The sequence below is a fragment of the Cellvibrio sp. KY-YJ-3 genome, from assembly GCF_008806955.1.
Lineage (GTDB): Bacteria > Pseudomonadota > Gammaproteobacteria > Pseudomonadales > Cellvibrionaceae > Cellvibrio.
The window spans coordinates 1712243-1735000 of sequence record NZ_CP031727.1; the positions used below are offsets into that span (position 1 = coordinate 1712243).

General features: G+C 48.1%; 24 protein-coding genes. 17 read left to right on the top strand and 7 right to left on the bottom strand.

Features of this window, described 5'->3' with window-relative positions; genetic code table 11:
• Window positions 1-104 precede the first annotated feature (104 nt).
• The 5 genes from D0B88_RS07190 to D0B88_RS07210 all read left to right on the top strand — a co-directional run bounded on the left by D0B88_RS07190 (window position 105) and on the right by D0B88_RS07210 (window position 5765).
• Window positions 105-917, top strand: coding sequence for a putative porin (locus D0B88_RS07190; RefSeq protein WP_151056194.1), 813 nt, complete (start codon window positions 105-107; stop codon window positions 915-917).
• Window positions 918-1482: 565 nt separating this feature from the next.
• Entirely contained in the window at window positions 1483-2646 is a 1164-nt protein-coding gene (gene coxB / locus D0B88_RS07195) for a cytochrome c oxidase subunit II (RefSeq protein ID WP_225318576.1), read from the top strand.
• Between the two features lie 2 nt (window positions 2647-2648).
• On the top strand, window positions 2649-4268 hold the full coding sequence (gene ctaD, locus D0B88_RS07200; RefSeq protein WP_191966542.1) for a cytochrome c oxidase subunit I: 1620 nt from the start codon (window positions 2649-2651) through the stop codon (window positions 4266-4268).
• Window positions 4269-4328: 60 nt separating this feature from the next.
• A complete protein-coding gene (locus D0B88_RS07205; RefSeq protein WP_151056196.1) occupies window positions 4329-4856 on the top strand; it encodes a cytochrome c oxidase assembly protein in 528 nt (175 codons plus the stop codon).
• Window positions 4857-4883: 27 nt separating this feature from the next.
• Window positions 4884-5765, top strand: coding sequence for a cytochrome c oxidase subunit 3 (locus D0B88_RS07210; RefSeq protein ID WP_007644904.1), 882 nt, complete (start codon window positions 4884-4886; stop codon window positions 5763-5765).
• A gap of 55 nt (window positions 5766-5820) precedes the next feature.
• Here the strand turns inward: D0B88_RS07210 and D0B88_RS07215 are convergent, their stop codons facing one another.
• Window positions 5821-6030, bottom strand: a complete 210-nt coding sequence (locus D0B88_RS07215) for a DUF2909 domain-containing protein (protein WP_007644892.1) — start codon at window positions 6028-6030, stop codon at window positions 5821-5823.
• Between the two features lie 26 nt (window positions 6031-6056).
• On the opposite strand from D0B88_RS07215, the gene D0B88_RS07220 reads away from it, so the two are divergent.
• The 7 genes from D0B88_RS07220 (at window position 6057) to D0B88_RS07250 (ending at window position 11396) form a co-directional block, all read left to right on the top strand.
• The gene (locus D0B88_RS07220) at window positions 6057-6821 is read left to right on the top strand and encodes an SURF1 family protein (RefSeq protein ID WP_040393303.1); all 765 of its coding nucleotides are present in this window, start codon (window positions 6057-6059) and stop codon (window positions 6819-6821) included.
• Window positions 6808-7326: a hypothetical protein gene (locus D0B88_RS07225; RefSeq protein ID WP_151056197.1), complete on the top strand. Its 519-nt coding sequence runs from the start codon at window positions 6808-6810 to the stop codon at window positions 7324-7326. The genes D0B88_RS07220 and D0B88_RS07225 overlap by 14 nt, the downstream gene beginning before the upstream one ends.
• Window positions 7323-8444: a heme A synthase gene (locus D0B88_RS07230; protein ID WP_151056199.1), complete on the top strand. Its 1122-nt coding sequence runs from the start codon at window positions 7323-7325 to the stop codon at window positions 8442-8444. The genes D0B88_RS07225 and D0B88_RS07230 overlap by 4 nt, the downstream gene beginning before the upstream one ends.
• 34 nt (window positions 8445-8478) lie before the next feature.
• Window positions 8479-9405 (top strand): heme o synthase, encoded by a 927-nt coding sequence (gene cyoE, locus D0B88_RS07235; protein ID WP_007644884.1) that lies wholly within the window; start codon window positions 8479-8481, stop codon window positions 9403-9405.
• Window positions 9406-9430: 25 nt separating this feature from the next.
• Complete coding sequence (locus D0B88_RS07240) at window positions 9431-9856, top strand: copper chaperone PCu(A)C (protein ID WP_191966543.1); 426 nt, start codon at window positions 9431-9433, stop codon at window positions 9854-9856.
• On the top strand, window positions 9849-10526 hold the full coding sequence (locus D0B88_RS07245) for an SCO family protein (RefSeq protein ID WP_151056202.1): 678 nt from the start codon (window positions 9849-9851) through the stop codon (window positions 10524-10526). The genes D0B88_RS07240 and D0B88_RS07245 overlap by 8 nt, the downstream gene beginning before the upstream one ends.
• Before the next feature lie 270 nt (window positions 10527-10796).
• Window positions 10797-11396, top strand: a complete 600-nt coding sequence (locus D0B88_RS07250) for a Yip1 family protein (protein WP_007644878.1) — start codon at window positions 10797-10799, stop codon at window positions 11394-11396.
• An 80-nt stretch (window positions 11397-11476) separates the two neighbouring features.
• Here the strand turns inward: D0B88_RS07250 and hemL are convergent, their stop codons facing one another.
• From hemL to D0B88_RS07270, 4 genes are read right to left on the bottom strand one after another with little or no spacing between them, the layout of a single operon-like run.
• Window positions 11477-12760, bottom strand: coding sequence for a glutamate-1-semialdehyde 2,1-aminomutase (hemL, locus tag D0B88_RS07255; protein WP_151056204.1), 1284 nt, complete (start codon window positions 12758-12760; stop codon window positions 11477-11479).
• A gap of 14 nt (window positions 12761-12774) precedes the next feature.
• Entirely contained in the window at window positions 12775-13392 is a 618-nt protein-coding gene (gene thiE, locus D0B88_RS07260) for a thiamine phosphate synthase (protein WP_007644874.1), read from the bottom strand.
• A gap of 1 nt (window position 13393) precedes the next feature.
• Complete coding sequence (locus tag D0B88_RS07265) at window positions 13394-13816, bottom strand: CopD family protein (RefSeq protein ID WP_151056206.1); 423 nt, start codon at window positions 13814-13816, stop codon at window positions 13394-13396.
• A gap of 47 nt (window positions 13817-13863) precedes the next feature.
• Window positions 13864-15681 (bottom strand): chloride channel protein, encoded by a 1818-nt coding sequence (locus D0B88_RS07270; RefSeq protein ID WP_151056208.1) that lies wholly within the window; start codon window positions 15679-15681, stop codon window positions 13864-13866.
• A gap of 218 nt (window positions 15682-15899) precedes the next feature.
• Here D0B88_RS07270 and argC point away from each other — a divergent pair, with 218 nt between their 5' ends.
• From argC to erpA, 4 genes are all read left to right on the top strand, one after another.
• Entirely contained in the window at window positions 15900-16946 is a 1047-nt protein-coding gene (gene argC / locus D0B88_RS07275; protein ID WP_151059318.1) for an N-acetyl-gamma-glutamyl-phosphate reductase, read from the top strand.
• A 69-nt stretch (window positions 16947-17015) separates the two neighbouring features.
• A complete protein-coding gene (locus D0B88_RS07280) occupies window positions 17016-17756 on the top strand; it encodes a DUF6776 family protein (protein ID WP_225318577.1) in 741 nt (246 codons plus the stop codon).
• 21 nt (window positions 17757-17777) lie between these two features.
• Entirely contained in the window at window positions 17778-18158 is a 381-nt protein-coding gene (locus tag D0B88_RS07285; protein ID WP_007644858.1) for a polymer-forming cytoskeletal protein, read from the top strand.
• Window positions 18159-18232: 74 nt separating this feature from the next.
• Window positions 18233-18586 carry an iron-sulfur cluster insertion protein ErpA gene (gene erpA / locus D0B88_RS07290; protein WP_040393300.1) on the top strand — a complete coding sequence of 118 codons (354 nt, stop codon included), beginning with the start codon at window positions 18233-18235 and terminating at the stop codon, window positions 18584-18586.
• A 20-nt stretch (window positions 18587-18606) separates the two neighbouring features.
• On the opposite strand, the gene D0B88_RS07295 is transcribed toward erpA, so the two are convergent.
• Together D0B88_RS07295 and D0B88_RS07300 are read right to left on the bottom strand one after the other, a co-directional pair.
• Window positions 18607-19716, bottom strand: a complete 1110-nt coding sequence (locus tag D0B88_RS07295) for an anhydro-N-acetylmuramic acid kinase (protein ID WP_151056212.1) — start codon at window positions 19714-19716, stop codon at window positions 18607-18609.
• 55 nt (window positions 19717-19771) lie between these two features.
• Window positions 19772-21175, bottom strand: a complete 1404-nt coding sequence (locus D0B88_RS07300; RefSeq protein WP_151056214.1) for an OapA family protein — start codon at window positions 21173-21175, stop codon at window positions 19772-19774.
• Between the two features lie 207 nt (window positions 21176-21382).
• On the opposite strand from D0B88_RS07300, the gene tyrS reads away from it, so the two are divergent.
• The gene (gene tyrS, locus D0B88_RS07305; protein ID WP_007644853.1) at window positions 21383-22690 is read left to right on the top strand and encodes a tyrosine--tRNA ligase; all 1308 of its coding nucleotides are present in this window, start codon (window positions 21383-21385) and stop codon (window positions 22688-22690) included.
• Window positions 22691-22758: the final 68 nt, after the last annotated feature.

Here is a 22758-nt window from a genome sequence, read left to right on the forward strand (position 1 = left end):
CGCTCTGTAAAAAGTTGTTCCATTCAGTTTTGATTCAATTTTCTATCGCTAGTATGAAACCGTGCATCAATGCAGATGCCGTTGTAATTCTTCGAGGATAGATTATGAAAATTAAATTGCTTCCCGCTATTATCGCTGCTGCTGGTTTTTTAAGCGCCCCCTTTGCACTTGCTGCAACCTATCAAAGTGAATTGTCTGCTGCATATGACGATGTTGATTATGAGGATTCAGATGCAGACGGTCGTGTTATTGGGATCGAAGGAAAATATTATTTTGCCCCGGTAGATACTTCTAATCATCCGCTTGCCGAAGCAGCATTTATCGAAAAATCAAGCAATGTGTATGCTCAGCTTGCTACTGAAGAAGTTAAGTTTGCAGGTCAAAAAGCTGATTTTTATGGGCGTTTAATTGGTGTTGATTTTTACATCCCTAATTCTCTGTTTTTCCTTGGTGCCGGAGTACAAGAATTTAAATCCAAAGTGCCCGCTGTTGTAGGTCAATCATCTGATTGGGAATCAAATTGGTTTATAAAAGCGGGTGTCGCGCCTGTCACCGGTTTATTGGTGTGGTCTGAATTTGTTGAAGATGTTGATGTGTCGGAAGAGTGGAATATTAACGGTAAGTATGTATTACCGCTTTCGGGTGAGCAGGCATTAAATGTAGAGGCCAGTTACGAAAAATCCAAACTGGGTTTCACTGACGATACTATCACTATGGCTGCAGATTATTACATAGATCGCAACCTGAGTATCGGCACCGGATTTGTTAATACCTCTTACACTTCGGTGAGTGGCGCAGAGACGGATTACTTTGTGCGTGCGCGTAATTTCTTCACCGACAAGGCTAGCCTGGAGCTCAGCTATGTGGATGGTGAAGTCGAGAATAGTTTAATGGTCGGCGGAACCATTCGTTTCTAGTGTTCTCTTTTAGTGAGGGTTGCTAGTAGCATTCGCTTTCTTAGTCGTCTGTTACACCAAAAGCCAGTTCAGTTTTGAACTGGCTTTTTTGTTATATAAATACATTTTTTAAATGCATTTTTTGTTTTTATCTTTACCCTTGCGTTTTAAGTCGATGGGTTTATAGTTAATCCGTCGGGTAGTGTTTTGTTCTCAGCATTTTTTCAGCTTAGAGTTAGGTTTGCCCGCGTGGTCGTGGAATTAAGGTGTCCGGTTGTTAGTTCTGGTATGTCCTGTGTTCTGGCTGTGTCGTTAGAGCCTTCGGTTAGCAGTCGCTTCCGTCAGTCTCTGCCCCCGTTTTTGCCAGTTGGCTTTTCTGTTGTCAGGTCGCGCCTGTTTTGGGATAAGAACACCTGATTCCTCTGTTGAGTCGAAACTCAACGCCTGAAAAAGTAATAGCTATTGTTCGTGGCCCGTCTGCGAAACCAGTATTTCCGGCATTTATAAGCTGGACGCTATTGCTCAAACATTATTTCTTAGTCGCCTGTAATAAAAACGATAACCCATGGGATCAAGGAGTTGTGCAGTGAAATATTGTTTATCCAGTCTGCGCTATTTTTACATGCACTCTGCTCGCTATGCCTTGGCCATTTTTTTATTGGCTTGCATTAACCCTCTGTTGGCAGAGGATGCAAAATACAACATGACACGCGGTGTTACCGACATCAGTGGTCAGGTTTACGATTTGCACATGATCATTTTTTATATTTGTTGTGCCATCGCAGCCATAGTGTTTGGGTTGATGTTTTGGTCCATTTTGCATCATCGCAAAGCCAAGGGCGCCACTCCCGCGCAATTCCACGGCAGCTTAAAAATCGAAATTATTTGGACCGCCATACCGGTAGTAATTTTGGTGGCTATGGCGATCCCGGCGAGCAAAACATTAATCGCTATGGAGGATACCTCCGAAGCTGATATCACCGTATTGATCACCGGCTCACAATGGAAATGGCACTACAAATATCTCGATTACCCTATAGAGTTTTATTCCCTGCTCGCGACACCGCGCGACGCTATTAATAATCAAGCCGAAAAAACCGATCTTTATCTGCGCGATGTGGATAAGCCCTTGGTGTTGCCAACCGGCAAAAAAATTCGTTTTCTGGTTACTGCGGATGACGTAATTCACTCCTGGTGGGTGCCTGCATTTGCCGTGAAAAAAGATGCCAACCCCGGGTTTATCAACGAGACATGGACCAAGGTGGATAAGCCAGGCATTTATCGCGGGCAGTGTGCAGAGTTGTGCGGAAAAGACCACGCGTTTATGCCCGTTGTTGTTGATGTGCGCAGCCCGGAGGATTTTGATCTGTGGGTGGCGCAGGAGTTGGAGCGTCAGGCACAAGAAAAGGCTGCAGAGGCAGCGCGCGGAAATATGACAATGGATGAGCTAATGGCACAAGGGCAAAAAACCTATGAAACCCATTGTGCCGCTTGTCATCAAATTTCCGGTGAAGGTTTACCCGGTGTCATTCCCGCACTCAAAGGTAGTGTGATGGCAACAACCGATATTCCCGCACATATTCAAATTGTCGTGAACGGTAAAGCCGGTACCGCCATGCAAGCTTATGGTAAGCAATTAACCAATAGCGAATTGGCGGCGGTTATTACTTACGAGCGCAATGCGTGGGGTAATAATACCGGTGAGTTGGTGCAAGCTGCCGATGTCGCCGCAGTTAAGGGAGGAGAATAATAATGAGCACCGAAAATAGCAGCGCATTGGGTAGTGACTTAGATCATCACCAGAGCGATGATCATCATGCGCATGACCACAAGCCACACGGCATCACCCGCTGGTTGTTTACGACTAACCATAAAGATATTGGCACGCTTTATTTGTTGTTCTCGCTGCTAATGCTGTTTACCGGCGGCATTTTGGCAATGATGATTCGCGCCGAATTATTTCAACCGGGTTTGCAATTTGTTGATCCACATTTTTTTAACCAGCTCACCACAGTACATGGTTTGGTGATGGTGTTTGGTGCAGTTATGCCTGCATTTGTCGGTTTGGCGAATTGGATGATTCCGCTCATGATTGGCGCGCCCGATATGGCGTTGCCGCGTATGAATAACTGGAGTTTCTGGATCTTACCTTTTGCCTTTACGATTTTACTTTCTACCTTTTTTATGGAGGGGGGCGCACCGGCAGCGGGCTGGACTTTTTACGCACCACTCTCCACTACTTACAGTAGCGATAGCACCGCATTTTTTGTGTTTTCAGTTCACCTGATGGGGATATCTTCCATCATGGGAGCGATGAATGTGATAGTCACTATTTTTAATATGCGCGCACCAGGCATGAAGTGGATGAAATTGCCGTTGTTTGTATGGACTTGGTTAATCACCGCATTTTTATTAATTGCTGTGATGCCGGTACTGGCGGGTGTGGTCACCATGGTGCTTACCGATAAATATTTTGGTACCAGTTTTTTTGATGCGGCGGGCGGCGGTGACCCGGTTATGTTTCAGCATATTTTTTGGTTCTTTGGGCACCCGGAAGTTTACATCATGATTCTGCCCGCCTTCGGGATCGTCTCCAGCATTATTCCAACCTTCGCGCGTAAACCCTTGTTTGGTTATGAATCCATGGTGATTGCCACCGCAAGTATTGCGTTCTTGTCGTTTATTGTGTGGGCGCATCATATGTTTACGACTGGCATGCCGGTAGCGGCTGAATTATTTTTTATGTACGCGACCATGCTGATTGCAGTTCCAACCGGCGTGAAAGTATTTAATTGGGTAGCCACTATGTGGCGCGGCTCAATGACGTTTGAAGTGCCGATGATGTTTGCCCTGGCATTTATTGTGTTATTCACCATTGGCGGTTTATCCGGCTTGATGCTCGCGATAGTGCCCGCCGATTTTCAATACCACGATACCTATTTTGTGGTGGCACATTTTCATTATGTGCTGGTGACGGGCGCTGTGTTTGGCATTATCTCCGGTGTTTATTACTGGATACCCAAGTGGACGGGAGTAATGTACAGCGAAAAAATTGGCCAGTTTCATTTTTGGTGTTCAATTGTTTCCGTCAACATGTTGTTCTTCCCTATGCATTTTGTCGGCTTGGCGGGAATGCCCCGGCGCATTCCTGATTATGCGTTGCAGTTTGCAGATATGAATGCGTTTATCAGCATTGGTGGATTATTGTTTGGTTTGTCACAGCTTATTTTTGTGTGGATGGTGGTTCGCTGCATGCGCAGAAAAGGTAAAAAGGCAAGCAGCCAAGTATGGGAAGGTGCTCAGGGTTTGGAATGGGAAATTCCGTCGCCCGCCCCTTATCACACGTTTCAAACACCACCTCATGTGAAATAACAGGTTGTGAATGGTTGATTGTTTTGCCTAATTGGTTTTCACACAGAGTCCGGAGGGCGCATGGTTTCGCACAGAACATTAATGCGCAAATTAATACTTATTTGTATTGCGATGTTTGCCTTCGGTTATGCCTTGGTTCCGCTCTACGACGTGTTTTGCGAAATTACCGGTATTAATGGCAAAACCAGCAATCAACCTGCAACTACCAGAGCCAAGGTTGATGAGTCGCGTGCGATTAAAGTGGAATTTTTGGCTAATCGCGATAGTTCTATTCCCTGGGGTTTCTCGCCGGAAATGACGGATATAAGCCTTCACCCCGGGCAGATAAAAGTAGTGAATTTTATTGTGGAAAATCCAACCGATGAAGCAATGGTAGGGCGCGCCGTGCCATCAGTCTCGCCTGGTGAGGCCGCCAAATACTTTATAAAAATTGAATGCTTTTGTTTTACCGAGCAACCATTGGATGCTCATGAGCGCAGAGCTATGCCGGTTCAGTTTTATATAGATCCAAAACTGCCTGCGCATTTTACCACCATCACTCTCTCGTATCGTTTATACAAAAATACACCACAGGTAGTCGGGCGGTAGTTTGCTTGTGCGATTGGAGGAATCACTATGCGTGTAGATCATCAGCGTTACTATGTTCCCGAGCAAAGTATTTGGCCGATAGTGGGGGCTGTGTCGTTATTTTTTATTGGTATTGGTGCCGCGCTATTGGTGAATGACCTGGCCAAAGACCAGCACGGCGCCGGAGGCTATGTGTTAGCCATTGGTTTTGCACTCTTGTGTTATATGTTATTTGGCTGGTTTAAAAATGTAATCAGCGAATCTATGGAAGGGCTTTATAGTTCGCAAATGGATCGCTCATTTCGCCAGGGCATGAGCTGGTTTATTTTTTCGGAAGTGATGTTTTTTGCGGCGTTTTTTGGTGCGCTTTTTTACGCCCGAATGATTGCGGTGCCTTGGTTGGATGGGGCAAGTAATAATGTGATGACGGGCGAAATTCTCTGGCCGAATTTTGAGGCAATGTGGCCGCTGACAAAAACCCCAGGCGGTATAGAAACCCAGCCTATGCCGTGGGAGGGAATTCCACTGTACAACACACTTATTTTGTTGGCGTCTTCAATCACACTGCAATTTGCGCATATAGGCATAGAGAAAAATAAACATGCCCAGTTGGGTTTTTTTATGATGTTAACCATAGTGCTGGGCGCAGTATTTTTATATTTGCAGGGTTATGAGTATATGCATGCCTATAGCGACTTGGGCTTACGGCTAGATTCTGGTGTTTATGGCAATACCTTCTTCCTGCTGACAGGTTTTCATGGGCTGCATGTGACCTTGGGAACGGTGTTTTTATTAGTTATTTTTTTACGAATTTTGATTAAAGGGCATTTTACTCCAGAGCGGCACTTCGGTTTTCAGGCCGCTGCCTGGTACTGGCACTTTGTGGACGTGGTATGGCTTAACTTATTTATTTTTGTGTATGTACTGTAACTAACCACAACCTTGCTGGTTCGTTTACAAGCTTGTGGTTAGGTTTGGATATCGGTTAGTAAGGGCGTGGATTAGGTGTAATAACACCAGTCAGTAAGAGGATGATGAGTAGTAAAACAACGGCGGCAGAAAAAAATAAGCGACGACCTAAAAACTTGGACATTTGCGGAGCTTTGTCGTCATTTTTAATCATCACAAATAGTGCCTGAAACAAGCTAAACACAACCAATGCCAGTAAACAGATTAAGACTATTTTTATAAACATAATAAATCCCTTGCAGGAGTGGAGGTATGACAATTATAGCGTTCAATCGCTATTGGGTTATGCGGTGGCATTGGGTATTCATCTGTTTGCTCGCCACTGCCTTTCTTATGTCATTGTCGTTTTGGCAATTGTCGCGCGCCACGGAAAAAAAACAAACTCTGGCGCGCATTGCGCAATGGCAAGCGGCCGGAGCACTGACTTCACAGCAGCTATTAGCACTTGGCGATCAGGATCTGGACGGTGTGCACGTCAAATTCGCGGCCCGTTGGGTCTCCCCCATTATCTGGTTGTTGGACAATCAATTAGTCGATGGCCGCATCGGTTACGATGTGGTGATTCCGGTTGAAGAAATTCCTGCTGACTTATCAAACTCCGCATCTACCAACTTGGTTCCTCCGGTGTTGATTAATCTTGGATGGGTTGCTGCGGTTGGTGGGCGCGAGCAGTTACCGGATGTTGCGATTCCAGCGCAATTAATGGTTGATGGAGTTTTTCGTACCGCCCCTCAAGGGTTATTGTTAGGAACTAATATTGAAGATAAGGGGCACTGGCCAATGCGCATTCAGCAATTGGATGCATTAAGCCTTGCTCCCTATTTGCCGTCATTAACTACCTTGGGTGTGATTTTTCAGCAACAACAATCGCCCTACCGCGTGCATTATCAACCCGTGATATTACCACCCGAACGCCATAGAGCTTATGCATTGCAGTGGGCGCTGTTGGCAGTAGCAGTCATTGTGATTGCGCTGAGTGCAAGTGCAAAAAAGGAGTTGATTCATGACCAGTCGTAAATTTTTTAGTTTATTTCTACTTTGCGCCTTGGTGCCATTACTTGCGGCCAAAGTCAGCCTGGCATTTGGATGGTTTAGTCACGACTCGGTGAATAAAGGTTATTGGCTGGAGCGTGAGATTGAATTGTTACCCAACGCCGAGGTGAATACTCCCGCGTGGCGTTTGGTTTATGTGACACCAGAGTCCTGCGCAAAAGATTGCGAGCAAGCGTTATTCACTATGCAGCAGCTTTATACTGGCCTTGGACGTAAACAATTGAATATTCAACCGCTGGTGATTGCGGCAGAAAGTCCGAATTCACTCCAGAAATTTTCATCCCTTTCGTGGTTGAAAAAAAATACTCTTGCCGAATCTTTGCAAAATCAAATCGTGATTGTGAATCGTGACGGGCTTGCTCTTTTGCGCTATCCGGTGAATGCCGATCCTGAGCAAATGCAGAATATCGCCAAAGATATCCGCACCGATCTATTGCGTTTAATGAATTATGACCGGAGCGGAACATGAAATATTTTTCTACTTTAGTCAGTTTTACGCTGGTACTAACGTTGGTTGTCATCGCGCTAGGTGCTTATACACGCTTAACCGATGCCGGACTTGGTTGTCCGGATTGGCCGGGCTGTTATGGGAAATATCATGCGCCAGTGCTGGATCATCACATTGCCGATGCGCAAGAAAAATTTCCGCACTTGGAAGTAGATCCTTACAAGGCGCGCAATGAAATGCTGCACCGTTATATTGCTGGTTTATTGGGCCTGGCAGTGTTGGCCATTTTTATTGCCAGTCATTACATTAAACGCTATCGCCGTTTGGCATCGGCTCTTTTGTTGCTAGTAATTTTTCAAGCAGCCTTGGGAATGTGGACAGTAACGCTCAATCTGTTACCGCTAATTGTATTAGCGCATTTGTTGGGCGGGTTCACACTGCTGTGTTTGTTGGCATTATTGCGCGCAGAAATAGCATGGGATCGAGCACAAAACTCAACCCCTAAGAATAATAACGTCGCTGAACCGGCTTTGTCGCGCTTGGCCGGTTTTGGTTTTGTGGTGTTGTTGGTATTAATCGCGCAAATTGCATTGGGCGGATGGACTTCTACCAATTACGCGGCTGCAGTTTGCAACCAACTGCCTTTTTGTGAAGCGGGTTGGCAGGAGCGCTTTTCTCTGGCACAAGTTTTTCATTTGCCGCTAGGGCATGAAACTTATGAATATGGTGTTTTACCTTACGAAGCGCGCATGAGTATTCATGTGTCGCATCGCGTGGGTGCGATTGTTACGCTCCTGGTGTTCGGTGCTTTTTTATACGCCTGTTGGCGCCGTGCCCAATCCCACGTAATGCGCAAGATGGTAATCGCAATGAGTTTATTGTTATTACTGCAATTGACCTTGGGCTTAATCAATATTATTGCCTTGGTGCCGCTGTGGAATGCAGTTGCACATAATGTGGTTGCAGCTAATCTGTTAATGATGCTGGTAGTTTTTTTACGACAAATTGCTTTGCGTAGGGATGTTATTTTCCCTGCGTCAGTAATGCCAGCACAAACAGAAATTTCGTCGCCAAGGCATAGTGTTGTTCGTTCTGTTGTGAATGAAAATAAATTTTCACAAACACCAAATAAAATTTAGATAGGGATCATTCAAACTAAGGGGGAGAAATAACATGGCCATAACAAAAAGTGTATCGCCCGGTGTGAGTTGGCGCGCAGAAATAAGTAGCTATGGTCGTGCTTATTATCAGTTAACCAAACCCAAAGTCGTTGCACTCTTGGTGCTGACGGCGGTGGTCGGCATGATGTTGGCAAGCCCGGGAGTGCCAGACTTCTTGCTTATTGCCACGGCTAGCGTGGGTATTGCATTGGTGTCCGGCGCGGCGGCGGCATTTAATCATGTGCTAGATCAAAAAATTGATGCACAAATGGCGCGCACTCACATGCGGCCTTTGCCTAAAGGTCGGCTGACAAGTAATCAAGCTGTGATTTTTGCCTGTTTGTTAGCCGTTGCCGGATTCTTATTGTTGATGCTGGCCGTAAATGCACTCACTGCCTATTTAACGCTGCTTGGCTTATTTGGTTATGCCGTGGTGTATACCATGCTATTAAAGCGCGCCACACCGCAAAATATTGTAATTGGCGGTGTGGCGGGTGCACTACCGCCGGTGTTGGGTTGGACGGCTGTCACCGGCAGCGTCAGCAGCGAAGCGCTATTGTTAATGATGATTGTATTCGCTTGGACACCACCACATTTTTGGGCGCTGGCAATTCACCGCGTCAATGATTATGCCAAAGCCAATATTCCCATGTTGCCTGTTACGCACGGCATTGAATTTACCAAAACGCTTATTTTGCTTTACACCTTGTTGCTTATGGCAGTGTGCTGGCTCCCTTATTTAATTGGCATGGCTGGAGTCGTGTATTTGTGCGCAAGCCTTTATTTAAATATTGTTTTTATTCGCCATGCCTGGCGGTTGAAATTCAAGCCTGATGCAAATAGTGCTATGGCAACATTCCGTTTTTCTATTGTGCATTTAATGCTGCTGTTTTTAGCACTGTTGGTGGATCATTATGTTATTGCCTTTTTTGCCGGTTAATACAATATTTAAACCAATCGCAATTATGGTGATCTTATTTTTCAGCCCACTGTTGTGTCCTGGCGTAGCGATTGCCCAGGCTGAACTTACTGTGCAAAACCCATGGGTTAAATTGGCACCGCCGGGCGCCTCCGTGAATGCGGCTTATATGAATCTTCGCAATGATTCGCCGGAGGAAAAAATAATTGTGGCAGTCAGTGCAGATTGCTGCACGCAAGTGATGATGCACCAAACGCGGCGCGAGGGCGACAAAGTGTATATGGATCATCACGACAGGCTGATAATTCCTGCGCAATCGGAGCTTCAGTTGGCGCCCGGTGGTTTACATTTAATGTTGTTGGGTGCAAACGCTCCGTTGACCCTAAACGACAAGGTAAATATTCATTTTGATTTTGCTGATGGAACACAACACAGCGTCAGTATTCCGGTGAAAAAGGCTGCAGATGATTAGTGTGAATGCCACCCGCAAACTTCATCATTATTGGCTCTATGCAATGGTTATTGTGGTGAGCCTAACGCTTGGCATTTTTGTGGGGGCTCGCCAGCTATCGCCCGAACCGGTTTATAACAACGCACAGTTATTGCCAGCACCGAAAATGCTGCCGGAATTCAATTTGACCAATCATTATGGTGAAGCAATCCGTTCAAGTCTTTGGCGAGGTCGCTGGTCGCTGGTCTTTTTTGGCTTTACCTCTTGCCCCGATATTTGCCCGCTGGAATTACAAAAGCTGGGAAAATTGTTGCGAGTGATGCAGGGAAATACCGGATTACAAGTGGTTTTTATCAGTGTTGACCCCGAGCGCGATACTCCCACTAAGCTGCGCGACTACGTCGGTTTTTTTCACCCGGACATTGTGGCACTCCAGGGAAGCAACAGTGAGCTTGCCCGAACTGCCCAATTTTTTGGTGCTGCGTATGATCGCTCGGTGATTATTGACAGTAAATTATTAAGGGTGCCTGCGGGAATAGATATGCCTGATGGTAGTGGCGATGTGTATCAAGTAAATCATTCTACACGCATTTTTATCGTCAACCCTGAGGGCGCTTACAGTGGCAGTTTTATGTCGCCGTTTGATGCCGAACAACTTGAGGCCGACCTCAGCCTGATGATGACACACTAAATTCTGTTGTTTGTCGTTTCGGTATAGGCTGCAAAGTGCTTAGCAATAAATTGCTTAGAGAGAGCTTGTAGGGCTAGATGAAGCAGTTATCTACTGCTGAATTTTTAATAGTATTTGATCTAGCTGGGTGGAGGAGGCCATTTCAATCACGCTATATACTGAATCTGTAAGACGAATGCATTTATTTTTCGCCCTACCAGAAACGCGTCGAACAATTTAGTCGAACAATCTAATAGTGAATAACCAGTCGCAGAGTTGTTGGAGGAAAATATGATTTCTCATGTTGCAGGGCTTTTTACGCATCCACATAAAGAGTGGGAAGAAATTCGCGATACCCAAGAGACAGTGTCCCACTTGTACTTTGCGCATGTTTTATTTCTTGCGCTTATCCCACCCATCTCAATGTATATAGGCACCACGAAGGTAGGGTGGGTAATTGGCGATGGTGCGCCAGTAATGCTCACTGAATCTAGCGCATTAACCATGAGTGTTTTAATGTACTTGGCGCTGTTGGCCGGTGTGGGCGTTATGGGCGCGTTTATCGATTGGATGTCGCGCACTTATGATTCGGCTCCCGGGCTTGCGCGCTCGATTGTATTCGCTGCGTACACGGCCACGCCTTTGTTTGTTGCAGGGCTTTGTGCACTTTATCCCAATGTGATTTTGACCATGTTGGTCGGTATAGGCGCGGTGTTTTATACCGTTTATCTGCTCTATACCGGCATTCCCATTTTTATGAAAATCCCTGAGGATGAAGGCTTCGTTTACGCCAGTTCCATCCTCACTATCGGGTTGGTAATGTTTGTAGCCTTAATGGCGATTACTGTGTTGATTTGGAGTTTTGGTTTCGGGCCTGCCTATACAGGTTAGCAATTAAAATTTGGTCGCAATAAAAAAGCCGACGCAGAAAAACTGCGTCGGCTTTTTTTATTTTTGTGGTCTTCCAATAATTATTTCAGGCTGGTAAATACTTCGGCAGCAATTTGCAAAGTGTCGTTAATGTCCGCTTCGGTGTGCGCACCTGACATAAAACCTGCTTCGTAGGATGCTGGTGCCAAGTAAACCCCGCGCTCCCGCATGCCGTGGAAAAATTTATTAAAGCGTGGAATATCGCAGGCCATGACTTGTTTGAAGTTGGTGACTTTTTTCTCGCTGGTAAAAAAGAAACCAAACATACTACCTACATGATTGGTGGTGAAGGGGATGCCCGCTTCATCTGCCAGCTTTTGTAAGCCTTCTACTAATTGCGTAGTGCGTGCACAAAGGTTGTTGTAAAAGCCTTCCTGTTCCAATAACTCCAGAGTTTTTAAACCAGCGGCCATGGCTACGGGGTTGCCAGACAGGGTGCCAGCTTGGTAAACCGGGCCTGAGGGCGCAATCATTTGCATAATGTCGCGACGGCCGCCAAAAGCGCCCACGGGCATACCGCCCCCAATGACTTTGCCCAGAGTGATGATATCGGCGTTTACACCGTAGTGGCCTTGTGCGCCTTTATGCGCAACACGGAAACCGGTCATCACCTCATCAAAAATCAAGACGCTGCCGTACTCATCACACACTTCACGCAGGCATTCCAAAAAGCCAGGCACCGGCGGCACACAATTCATATTGCCTACTACCGGCTCAACAATAATGCAGGCGATTTGGTCACCGAGCTTGGCAAAACATTCGCGCACTTGTTCGGCATTGTTGTAATCGAGAGTGAGTGTGTGATCAGCCAATACGGCTGGCACACCCGGTGAGCTGGGCACACCCAGGGTCAGTGCGCCGGAACCGGCTTTAATTAATAAAGAATCAGAGTGGCCGTGATAACAGCCTTCGAATTTTATAATTTTGTCGCGTTTGGTAAAAGCGCGCGCGAGCCTGATGGCACTCATGGTGGCTTCGGTACCGGAGCTTACGAAGCGCACCATTTCCATATTGGGAATTAAAGTGCAGAGTTTTTCAGCGAGCGTGGTTTCGCGTTCAGTAGGCGCACCAAAACTCAAGCCAAACTTGGCGGTTTCGATCACGGTGTTGATCACGTCCGGGTGTGCGTGGCCCAGAACCATCGGCCCCCAGCTTTGGACGTAATCGATATATTTTTTGCCGTCTGCGTCCCACACATAGGCGCCCAGTGCGCGTTCAAAAAATACCGGTGTGCCGCCCACGGCTTTAAATGCACGTACTGGCGAATTCACGCCACCGGGAATTGTTTTTTGGGCTTGTAAAAATAGTTCTTCGGAGCGGCTCATGGTGAATCCTTAAATTAATTTTTCAATTCAGTAAATTTTTTGGCTTGGGCGGTAATGTCATCCGCCGCAAATAAACTGTGACAAACGGCGAGCATATCAGCGCCGGCATCCAGTAATTGTTTGCCATTCTCTAATGTGATGCCGCCAATTACCACAATCGGTATAGCGCTAAATTGTTGGCGCGCTTCGCCAATCAATGAAATTGGCGCAGGGCGCGCGTTAGGTTTGGTACTCGATGGAAAGAATCGACCAAAGGCGATGTAGTTGGCGCTGTCTTTTATTGCTTGTTGGGCGAGTGTCAGTGAATCGTGGCAGGTGACACCGATGATTGCGCGACTGCCGAGAATAATACGTGCCGCCACTGGGTTAGTATCACCTTGCCCCAAGTGTACGCCGTGTGCGCCAACTTCTTTTGCAAGCTCTACATCGTCGTTAATTAATAATTGCGCCTGATATTGATTGCATAGCGCAAGCAAATTTCTGGCTTCAAATGATCGGCGTACTTTGTCCGAGGTTTTGTCTCGATATTGCACCAGCTTGCAGCCACCTTTTAATGCGGCGGCTACGGCGGTGAAGAGTTGATCCCCCGGGAGCAATTGTGAGTCGGTAATCGCGTAGAGTTTATTGTTCATATTAGAAAGGTTTCACCACCACCAAAATGACGATGCCAATTACTAGCAATACCGGGAACTCATTAAACCAACGAAAAAATACGTGGCTTTTGGTGCAGCGATCATCGCGCAGCTGCTTCCAGTAGGCGACGCAGGCGTGGTGATAACCGGTGAGAATGGCCACCAAAACTAATTTGCACCAGTACCAGCCTTGGGTTGAGTAATAGCTCCAACCGAGCCAGCTCATCCAAATCCCAAAAATAAATACCGCGACCATTGAGGGGTTGGCGATACCCCGTAGCAGTTTGCGCTCCATAATTTTGAAACGCTCGCGGCTGATTTCATCTTCGCTCATGGTGTGATACACAAACAGCCGCGGCAAATAAAACAGCGCCGCCATCCAGGTGATGACAGCAATAATGTGTAGTGCTTTTATCCACAGCATAAGTGCATCTCAACGATAAATTCGGCAAGGGTTCAATTCAACAAACGCTAGATTCGATAGTAGTTATCGATGTTGCGGCGGCTGATTATACCCAGTGGCTGGTGTGAATCGCTAAGTGATTCAACCCAAAGTGCATCCAGCTGTTGGCGATTCATCAATTCCAAGGCTTCAAATAGATTTGCATCCGCAGGGATTCGTTCAAGGTCGTAGCGACGCGCGGGAATTTCCAGCAGGTTGATTTGCTCTTCGCTAGCACTGGTTTGCAAATCGCTGCCTAAATTTTGCGGATCGTTTTGCAGTGTCTGCAAATAGCTATGCAGGTCCGCCGGTTGCAGCAGCTGATTATTTTCGCGCAGTAAAATCCAGTGTGGATGATGACTGAGCAGTTGCTGCGCGGTCGAGACGTTGATGAGGTTATCGCTTATCACCAGATGGCGATCCATCAACCCACGTACCCCGGTGTTGCCAAGCAGTTGTTCCATTGCTTCGGTGCTGCGGAATTTTCCCTGAATACGCAGTACGTGTTGGAACAAGCCATCGCAGCGAAATACCCAGCGGGTGGTCAGGCAAGCGGCAATCACTACCAGCATGCTGGGGAAAATAATATTGGGGTTATAAGTGAGTTCGAGGATTGCCATCATCGCGGCGAGTGGGGCATTGAGTGTGGCGCCCATCATTGCGCCCATACCCAAAATCACATAAAAACCGATGGCGCTGGCGGAGCCGGGCATCAGTATTTGCGCGGCACTACCTACTGCGCCGCCGATACAGGCGCCGATAAACAGCAATGGTCCTACTACCCCGCCGGGCATGCCCACGCCAAGGCTAATGGATGTGGCGAGCAGCTTAACGACTGCAATCGCCAGAAGCAGCGCAAAGCCTATTTCGCCTGCGAGGGCGCTGCTAATAGTGTCGTAGCCTACGCCCATAATTTGGGGAATCCACAGGGCGCAGATACCGGTAAACAATCCCGCCAAGGCGAAGCGCAGGGCGATAGGCCGGTTTAACGCCCAGCGACAACTGGCACCGTGCAGGCGAATATAGGCCGCCGCAAAGACGGCGACTACCAGCCCGACCAAACCCATCAGCGGCAGCTCCCGTAAATCCCCCATTACGGATTGTGCATTGATAAACGCGATTTCGGGGCCAAAGGCCAGTCGCGTCATGGTGGCGCCAGCAACGGCCGCGAGGGTGACAGGGATAAAACCGGCGATGGTGTACTGCATAATCACCACTTCCATCGCAAAAATTACTCCCGCCATCGGCGTGTTAAAACAGGCAGCGATGGCAGCGGCGACTCCGCAGCCAGCCAGTGGTCTCAAGCTGTTGGCAGGCAACTTTAACCATTGGCCGAGCAAACTGCCGCTACCTGCACCCAGATGCACGGCTGGGCCCTCGCGACCCACCGATTGCCCGGTTAGCAAGCAGGCGGCGCCGCCGAAAAACTGGGTGATTACGTTGCCCAGAGGCAATCGCCCTTGATGGTTCTGCAGGCGATCCATGACATGCCCAATGCTGGTGGCGTGATGGCGCTTATCGACCAGTTGCAATATCAACCCCAGCAGGATTGCTCCGGCGACCGGTAACGCAAAGTGCATGAGGGAACTGATGGCTTCAAAGTTTTCAAAGCTACCCGGCAGGAAATATCCCAGTGGCAATTCCACCGCCCAGCGAAACAACACAATCACTGCGCCGGCGATAATTCCGGTGAGCAACCCCAGTAGCGTCAATTGCGGCAGGGATTCCGCCCCCGCCAGTTGATCGCGCAGGGATTCGGCATATCGACTAAAACCAAGGCGGCCGCTGTTGGCGCGGTTGCTGTCAGGGGGGTTATTGGTGGCGTTCGGTGGAAGGTTGGCGGGCACAGTGTGTTCCTGCTAAAGCGTTAACTGCGACGCCACCAGCGTTTTCCGGATGCGGCGGCAGCTTTTACTTTCGATTTATGAATAAGGCTCTTATGATAGCCCTCTTTATTACTAACCATGGCACAGGGCGCGCTCAGAATACCAGAGTCGTATGGCCCTTATGATTCTCCATAGTTAGAAACACAGCGATGATATTGAGCAAATTTCAGGGGGTTGAGGTGATTAAAGCGGCGATTGTTGGTGGAACCGGTTATACAGGGGTTGAGTTGTTGCGCCTGCTGTCCAAACATCCACAGGTTGAGGTGACTATAATCACCTCACGCGCCGAAGCGGGCACCAAGGTTGCTGATATGTACCCCAATCTGCGTGGCCATGTCGATCTGGCGTTTACCGAGCCGGACGTGGCGCTATTGGGCGAATGCGATGTGATCTTTTTTGCCACGCCTCACGGTGTCGCACAGAACATGATGAGCGGTTTGATGAATACCAAGGCGCGCATTATCGATTTGTCCGCTGACTTCCGTATCCGCGATGTGCCGCTGTGGGAAAAATGGTACAACCAGCCCCATGGTGCCCCCGATTTGGTCGCACAAGCTGTGTATGGCCTGCCCGAAGTGAATCGCGAGGCGATTCGCACGGCCAAACTGGTCGCTTGCCCCGGTTGTTATCCCACCGCCACCCAATTGGGTTATCTGCCGCTGATTGAAAACAATCTGGTCGATCCAACCCGTTTGATCGCCAACGCCGCCAGTGGTGCGAGTGGTGCCGGTCGGCAAGCCAAAATCGACAATCTTTTGATGGAAATCAGCGATAGTTTCAAAGCCTATGGTGTGGCGGGGCATCGTCACTTGCCAGAAATCGAGCAGGGCTTACGCGATGTACAGCCCGCCGGTGTTGCGCCAGTAGCGCTGACTTTTGTACCGCATTTGTTGCCGATTATTCGCGGAATTCACGCGACGCTTTATGCAACTCTGCTTGATGCTAGCAAAGTGCCAGATCTGCAAAAGCTGTATGAAGATCGTTATACCAACGAACCTTTTGTGGATGTATTACCCGCAGGTGTATTGCCGCAAACCCGCAGTGTGAAAGGCTCCAATGTTTGCCGTATCGCTATTGTGCGCCCGCAACAGCGCGATACAGTGGTGGTGTTATCGGTGATTGATAACCTCACCAAAGGCGCTTCTGGTCAGGCGATCCAAAACATGAACATTATGTTCGGTTTTGAAGAGACTGCCGGTCTGGATGTTGTGGCTTTAATGCCCTAATGACGGTTTAGCGCGCGGGATGAGCTGTCATCCCGCGAATAATAAAAACGATGACAGATGAAATCTGCTATGGCCAAAGTTAAAGGTTCTCCCGTTTATCGTCTCAAGCTGGTGCCTCATCGCCCGTTGAAATCGGCGCTTATTACCCTGCTATCTATTGCCTTGGTCTTGGCTGCGGTTGTTGCCGCTTATCGCTATGCGGAATATAAGGCCAGTATTGAGCGACTTTCACCCGCCGAAGCCAAAGCGTTGCGCGGTCAATTGGACGTTATGACCACAGAATCGGCTGAGTTGCGGCGTGAGCTGGCAACCTATCAGCTCAGTGCCGAGGTGGATCGCAAAGCTGGTGAGGAGCTGCGTCAACGGGTAATGGAGTTGCGCGAGGAAAAAGCTGCATTGCAGCGGGATATCGACGTATACCGCATTATGACCTCCAAAAAGAACAGCAACCCCAAGGGAATTAGTTTTGGTGTGTTTTCAGTCTCGCCAACTACTGACAGCAAACACCAGTTCAAGTTGGTGATACAGAAACTGGCCGAGGGGGATGATGATTTTGTGGGCGATCTCACGGCAACAGTGGTCGGTCAGCAAGAGGGCAAAGAGCGCAGATTTTCACTGCACGAACTGGCGGTAAACCAAGGCGAATCGATGGCCGCCACCATCCCCCTGAATTTCAAATTCTTTCAGAATATTGATACGGAAATCCTTATGCCAGATGGCTTTACTCCAGATCGCCTTGAATTGGCGGTAAAGTCCAATGCGCGCCGGAACCCGGTAGAGGCGCAGCTGGAATGGCCAAAACATAAATAGACCTTTACTGAGGAGCCCCTGATGGCATTTTCCAATAACCACACCTTGATTTCGCGCGCAACCAAAGTAGTCGGCGATTTGTACTTTACTGGTGAGCTGCAACTGGAGGGCAAGGTGACCGGCAATATCATTGCCGAGAATGAAAAGGATGCCAAATTGGTGATCGCGGATACTGGTGTTGTTGAGGGTGAAGTTCGCGCTCCGGTAGTCATAGTAAACGGTAAGGTGCAGGGCAATATCTACTCCACCAAGCATCTGGAGCTCGCTGCCAAGGGGAATGTTATCGGCACGGTGCATTATCACTCGATAGAAATGGTAAAAGGTGCACAAGTGAATGGCAGTATGATCAATACCCAGCAGCAAACCGCCAGTGCTCTGGAAATAGCGGCCGATCAAGCTTAATAGTTGACTGTTTTACTAGGGTAAAGGGATAATAAATCTCGCCCTTGCGGGCTTTGTTGTTATCCGGAGTGTTTATGTCTACCGCTGAAATTTATATCCCTCAAGTTGTCACTGTTACCGACAGTGCGGTGGCGAAGGTCAAAAGCCTGATTGAGGAAGAAGATAACCCGGACCTCAAGCTGCGTGTTTATGTGACTGGTGGCGGTTGCTCAGGTTTTCAGTACGGTTTTACGTTCGATGAGGCAGTTGCTGAGGATGACTCTGTAGTTGAGCGGGAGGGGGTAAAGGTTGTAGTTGATGCTATGAGCTACCCTTATCTGGTCGGTGCCCGAGTAGATTACGAAGAGGGATTGCAAGGTTCCAAATTTGTTATTCAAAACCCCAATGCTTCCAGCACTTGTGGCTGCGGTTCATCGTTTACTGTCTAGGTTTATCTGGCGTGTATTGCTCACGCGTAATACACGCCACCCAGAATTACCTCTCTATTAGCACCCGTTACTTCCTTTAAATTTACTGGCTGCCGGCTCATGGTTTGTTGGGCCAGCCATGCAAACGCCATGGCTTCTACCCATTGTGGGTTTACACCAAGGGTGGCGGTGGTATCTAGCTTATCTCTTGTCAGTAGAGCTTGCAGGCGCCTCATTAAATGCGAGTTGTAGGCTCCGCCCCCGCAGACAAAAACTGCTTTGGATTCAGTACTGAGTGCTGTAATGGCATCGCTAATCGTAATGGCTGTTAGTTCAAGCAGTGTTGCCTGCACATCGTTGGCTGGGATATTAATTCCGGCCAATGCTTGGTCTAACCACTGACGATTAAATGCTTCGCGCCCGGTACTCTTGGGGGCGGCTAGTGCGAAGAAGCTATGCTGTAGAAGCCTGTTCAGTAACTCCTGATTAATTTTGCCTGTTGCCGCCCAAGCTCCCGATTCATCATAACGTTTGCCTGTATGCAGTAGTGTCCATTCGTCCATCAGGGCGTTGCCGGGGCCAGTGTCAAAGCCCAATGTAAGCCCTAGCTTGGGGAGCCAGGTGAGATTGGCCATGCCGCCAATATTCACAATAACTCTATGCTGTTCAGGTGTTTGAAAAATGGCGCGATGAAAAGCCGGCACCAATGGGGCGCCTTGGCCACCTGCGGCTATATCGCGCCGCCGGAAATCCGCAACTGTGGTGATCCCGGTTAATTCGGCAATAGTGTTGGGGTCGCCAATTTGCAGGGTGAAGCAACCTTCAGGGGAGCCTGGTGGGCGATGGCGGATAGTCTGCCCGTGGCTGCCTATAGCAATTACCTGATCGGGTAGGATATTGGCTTGATCGAGCAGTTTTAGGCTTGTGTTTGCAAATAGTCGTGCCAAGTCAATATCGAGTGCGCCCATGCGATCAATCTCATTGGAGGCAGGTAGTGCAAGCGCATGGATTTGCTGGCGAATGGCATTGCTCAATGGCTCACTATATTTAGCAATCAGACGCGGCTGCGCTCCGAATTCCACCAGCACAGCATCTATTGCATCCGCACTTGTGCCAGACATTAAGCCGATATAGAGATTGGAGTGGGACATTGGATTATTCCCGATGTGCAATGATGCCACCTTGCAGGTGGCATCATTTGAAGAGCTAATTGCCGCTGGTGTCGTTGTTTGCAACTGCCAGACGATTAGATGATTTGAATTGATCCAATTTGGCAATCAGTGGGCGTGTGGTTTCGTTGAATCGTGCAAGCTCGGTCTTCTCTATGCCAATAGATTTTGGCAGCGGAACTGTAACCGGGTTGCGTACCTGTCCATTTACATGAAATTCATAGTGTAGGTGCGGGCCTGAGGCTAAACCGGTAGAGCCAACATAGCCAATCACATCCCCTTGGCTCACTCTGGCACCATTCCGCATGCCTTTGGCAAATGCGTTCATATGGCCATAGAGTGTTTGTATACCTTGTCCATGTTGGATGATAACTGTGTTGCCATAGCCACCTTTGCGTCCCGCAAAGGAAACTTTACCATTACCTGTGGCGCGAATAGGTGTTCCGCGTGCAGCAGCATAGTCTGTGCCTTTGTGCGCACGGATAATATGCAAAACAGGGTGTTTGCGTGCCAGATTAAAGTGAGAGCTAATGCGAGCGAATTCAATGGGGGTGCGGAGGAATGCCTTGTGCATGCCGCGACCATCCGGCGTGTAGTAGGCGCTGTTACCAGCTTTGTCGGTGTAGCGCACTGCTTTAAATGTTTTGCCGCCGTTAGTAAATTCCGCCGCTATTACTTTGCCGACGCCAATTTTTTTTCCATTCAGAAATTGCTCTTCATACATCACTTTAAAGCTATCGCCTTTTTGTATGTCCAGAGCAAAGTCGATATCCCAGCCAAAAATATTTGCCATTTCCATGGTCAAATTGCTTGGCATGCCTGCGCGTTTGCCGGCCATATAAAGAGAGCTGTCAATAGATGCTTGGCGGAAGGCATACTTCACGTCGGGCTTAAGTGCAATTTCTTTGCTGGTAAAGCCTTTGGTGCCGCGATCAAAGGTCAAGCTATTGAGTTCATCGACAACATATTTCAGGCCATTCAGGCGGCCGTCTTCGACAAGGAATTCCATCTTTTGGCCTGGGCGAATATTGCGCAGATCCTTGGCATCCTTGGCATCGCTAAATAATTCGTAGATGGCGCGATCATTGAGTCCAGCGCGCTTGAACAAAACCGACAAGTTGTCGCCATTCTGAACAGTAAACTCTTTCCATTGGGGTTTTGGTGGCGCCACATCGACAGGTTCTTTTTCTGCCGGAGCGGCAATTTGCTGGATGATGGTTTCTACAGGAGGAATAGCTATGGGGGCGGCTTGGGTTTCTGTGCCTTGAATCTCCAGTCCTGGGATATTGCTGCTTTGTATTATCGTTGAGGATTGTGTTGTATTGCTATCCGTACCTAACAAAATCACTAGACCAGCAGAGAGCAATGCTGCGGCCGCAAGGTGTCCGCGCGGCACATGCTCAAGCAGGGTCGATCGGGCAATGGTGTAATAGTGTTTCATTGGTGGCATCGTAAAAGTCGTAATTCTTTATAGGAATGTGATCCAAGAAAGAGCATTTATAGCAGAAAAATATGCCATTAACACCCCAAAAGTTCATCACTCCGTAACAAGGGTCTGTTTTGGTCTTGTAATTGAGGAAAGTTGAGGTATCTTTGCCGCCTTTTTGTTCCTAATCGAAACACTTTTTTTAACCTTGGTTGGTGCGTTATGACAGCAATTGACACTAATTTCTTGCAAGAGTTGCAAGCCCGCGGACTTATTGCACAGATGACTGGCGGCGATGCCATAGTCGAGCATCTCAATTCTGGCAGTCGCACCCTTTATTGTGGCTTTGATCCGACTGCGGACAGTTTACATATTGGTAGCTTGGTGCCGTTGCTGATGCTCAAGCGCTTCCAGCTCGCCGGCCACAAGCCTATTGCCCTGGTGGGCGGCGCCACGGGGTTGATTGGTGATCCAAGTTTCAAAGCGCAGGAGCGTAAGCTCAATACTGCTGATGTGGTTGCTAATTGGGTTGATAAGCTTAAATGTCAGGTGAGTCAATTTATCGATTTTTCTTGCGGCCAAAATTCGGCCGAGGTTGTGAATAATCTGGATTGGGTTGGGAAAATCGATGTACTTACCTTTCTGCGCGATGTGGGTAAGCATTTCTCTGTCAACAACATGATTAATAAAGAATCGGTAAAGCAGCGTATCGAACGTGAGGGGGAGGGGATTTCTTTTACCGAGTTCACCTACATGTTGCTGCAGTCCTATGATTTCTCCGAGCTCTATGTTCGCAATGCCTGTACTTTACAAATTGGCGGTAGCGACCAGTGGGGTAATATTACCGGTGGGATCGACTTGACGCGCCGTATGCATGGTGCGCATGTGTTTGGTTTGACTATGCCGTTGGTGACCAAGTCGGATGGCACCAAGTTTGGTAAAACTGAGTCGGGTACTGTGTGGCTTGATGCAGCAAAAACATCGCCTTATGCCTTTTATCAGTTCTGGTTAAATACTGCCGATGCTGACGCCTATAAGTTCCTGCGCTACTTTACTTTTCTGTCGGTTGCCCGGATTGAGGCTATTGAAGCGGAAGATGTTGCTCGCCAGGGTAAGCCTGAGGCGCAGCGAATTCTTGCTGAAGAGGTCACCAGGCTTGTGCATGGCGATGCTGGTTTGTTGGCTGCCCAGCGTATTACCCAGGCGCTGTTTAGTGATGAGTTGTCTGGCTTGAGTGAGTCAGATTTCTTGCAGTTGCAGCAGGATGGATTGCCGTCGTCAAAGTTGATTCGCGCAGAAATCATTGATTTGCCGCTCACACAGTTATTGGCTGATGCCGAATTGGCTGTATCTGGAAAGCAAATTAAGGATGCATTGGTGAGAAATGCGGTATTTGTTAATGGTGTGGCTAAATCTATCGATGACAATATGCAGGCGGCTAATTGTTTTGCGTCAGGAAATGCTTTTTTTAATCGCTTTTATCTCGTGAGAGTGGGTAAGAAGAAATATCACTTGTTTGAGGTTGTATAGTTTCTGTTGTTATTGATGGATAAGTGATCTCAATCGAAGTAAGGGTGAGATAATTCCCCGAAAGAGCT

What these genes read in the sequence shown, in the direction of transcription:
- D0B88_RS07190 (WP_151056194.1), top strand. Translation starts at nt 105, where the DNA reads ATGAAAATTAAATTGCTTCCCGCTATTATCGCTGCTGCTGGTTTTTTA.
- ctaD (WP_191966542.1), top strand. Translation starts at nt 2,649, where the DNA reads ATGAGCACCGAAAATAGCAGCGCATTGGGTAGTGACTTAGATCATCAC.
- D0B88_RS07205 (WP_151056196.1), top strand. Translation starts at nt 4,329, where the DNA reads ATGGTTTCGCACAGAACATTAATGCGCAAATTAATACTTATTTGTATT.
- D0B88_RS07210 (WP_007644904.1), top strand. Translation starts at nt 4,884, where the DNA reads ATGCGTGTAGATCATCAGCGTTACTATGTTCCCGAGCAAAGTATTTGG.
- D0B88_RS07215 (WP_007644892.1), bottom strand. Translation starts at nt 6,030, where the DNA reads ATGTTTATAAAAATAGTCTTAATCTGTTTACTGGCATTGGTTGTGTTT.
- D0B88_RS07220 (WP_040393303.1), top strand. Translation starts at nt 6,057, where the DNA reads ATGACAATTATAGCGTTCAATCGCTATTGGGTTATGCGGTGGCATTGG.
- D0B88_RS07225 (WP_151056197.1), top strand. Translation starts at nt 6,808, where the DNA reads ATGACCAGTCGTAAATTTTTTAGTTTATTTCTACTTTGCGCCTTGGTG.
- D0B88_RS07230 (WP_151056199.1), top strand. Translation starts at nt 7,323, where the DNA reads ATGAAATATTTTTCTACTTTAGTCAGTTTTACGCTGGTACTAACGTTG.
- cyoE (WP_007644884.1), top strand. Translation starts at nt 8,479, where the DNA reads ATGGCCATAACAAAAAGTGTATCGCCCGGTGTGAGTTGGCGCGCAGAA.
- D0B88_RS07240 (WP_191966543.1), top strand. Translation starts at nt 9,431, where the DNA reads ATGGTGATCTTATTTTTCAGCCCACTGTTGTGTCCTGGCGTAGCGATT.
- D0B88_RS07245 (WP_151056202.1), top strand. Translation starts at nt 9,849, where the DNA reads ATGATTAGTGTGAATGCCACCCGCAAACTTCATCATTATTGGCTCTAT.
- D0B88_RS07250 (WP_007644878.1), top strand. Translation starts at nt 10,797, where the DNA reads ATGATTTCTCATGTTGCAGGGCTTTTTACGCATCCACATAAAGAGTGG.
- hemL (WP_151056204.1), bottom strand. Translation starts at nt 12,760, where the DNA reads ATGAGCCGCTCCGAAGAACTATTTTTACAAGCCCAAAAAACAATTCCC.
- thiE (WP_007644874.1), bottom strand. Translation starts at nt 13,392, where the DNA reads ATGAACAATAAACTCTACGCGATTACCGACTCACAATTGCTCCCGGGG.
- D0B88_RS07265 (WP_151056206.1), bottom strand. Translation starts at nt 13,816, where the DNA reads ATGCTGTGGATAAAAGCACTACACATTATTGCTGTCATCACCTGGATG.
- D0B88_RS07280 (WP_225318577.1), top strand. Translation starts at nt 17,016, where the DNA reads ATGGCCAAAGTTAAAGGTTCTCCCGTTTATCGTCTCAAGCTGGTGCCT.
- D0B88_RS07285 (WP_007644858.1), top strand. Translation starts at nt 17,778, where the DNA reads ATGGCATTTTCCAATAACCACACCTTGATTTCGCGCGCAACCAAAGTA.
- erpA (WP_040393300.1), top strand. Translation starts at nt 18,233, where the DNA reads ATGTCTACCGCTGAAATTTATATCCCTCAAGTTGTCACTGTTACCGAC.
- D0B88_RS07295 (WP_151056212.1), bottom strand. Translation starts at nt 19,716, where the DNA reads ATGTCCCACTCCAATCTCTATATCGGCTTAATGTCTGGCACAAGTGCG.
- D0B88_RS07300 (WP_151056214.1), bottom strand. Translation starts at nt 21,175, where the DNA reads ATGAAACACTATTACACCATTGCCCGATCGACCCTGCTTGAGCATGTG.
- tyrS (WP_007644853.1), top strand. Translation starts at nt 21,383, where the DNA reads ATGACAGCAATTGACACTAATTTCTTGCAAGAGTTGCAAGCCCGCGGA.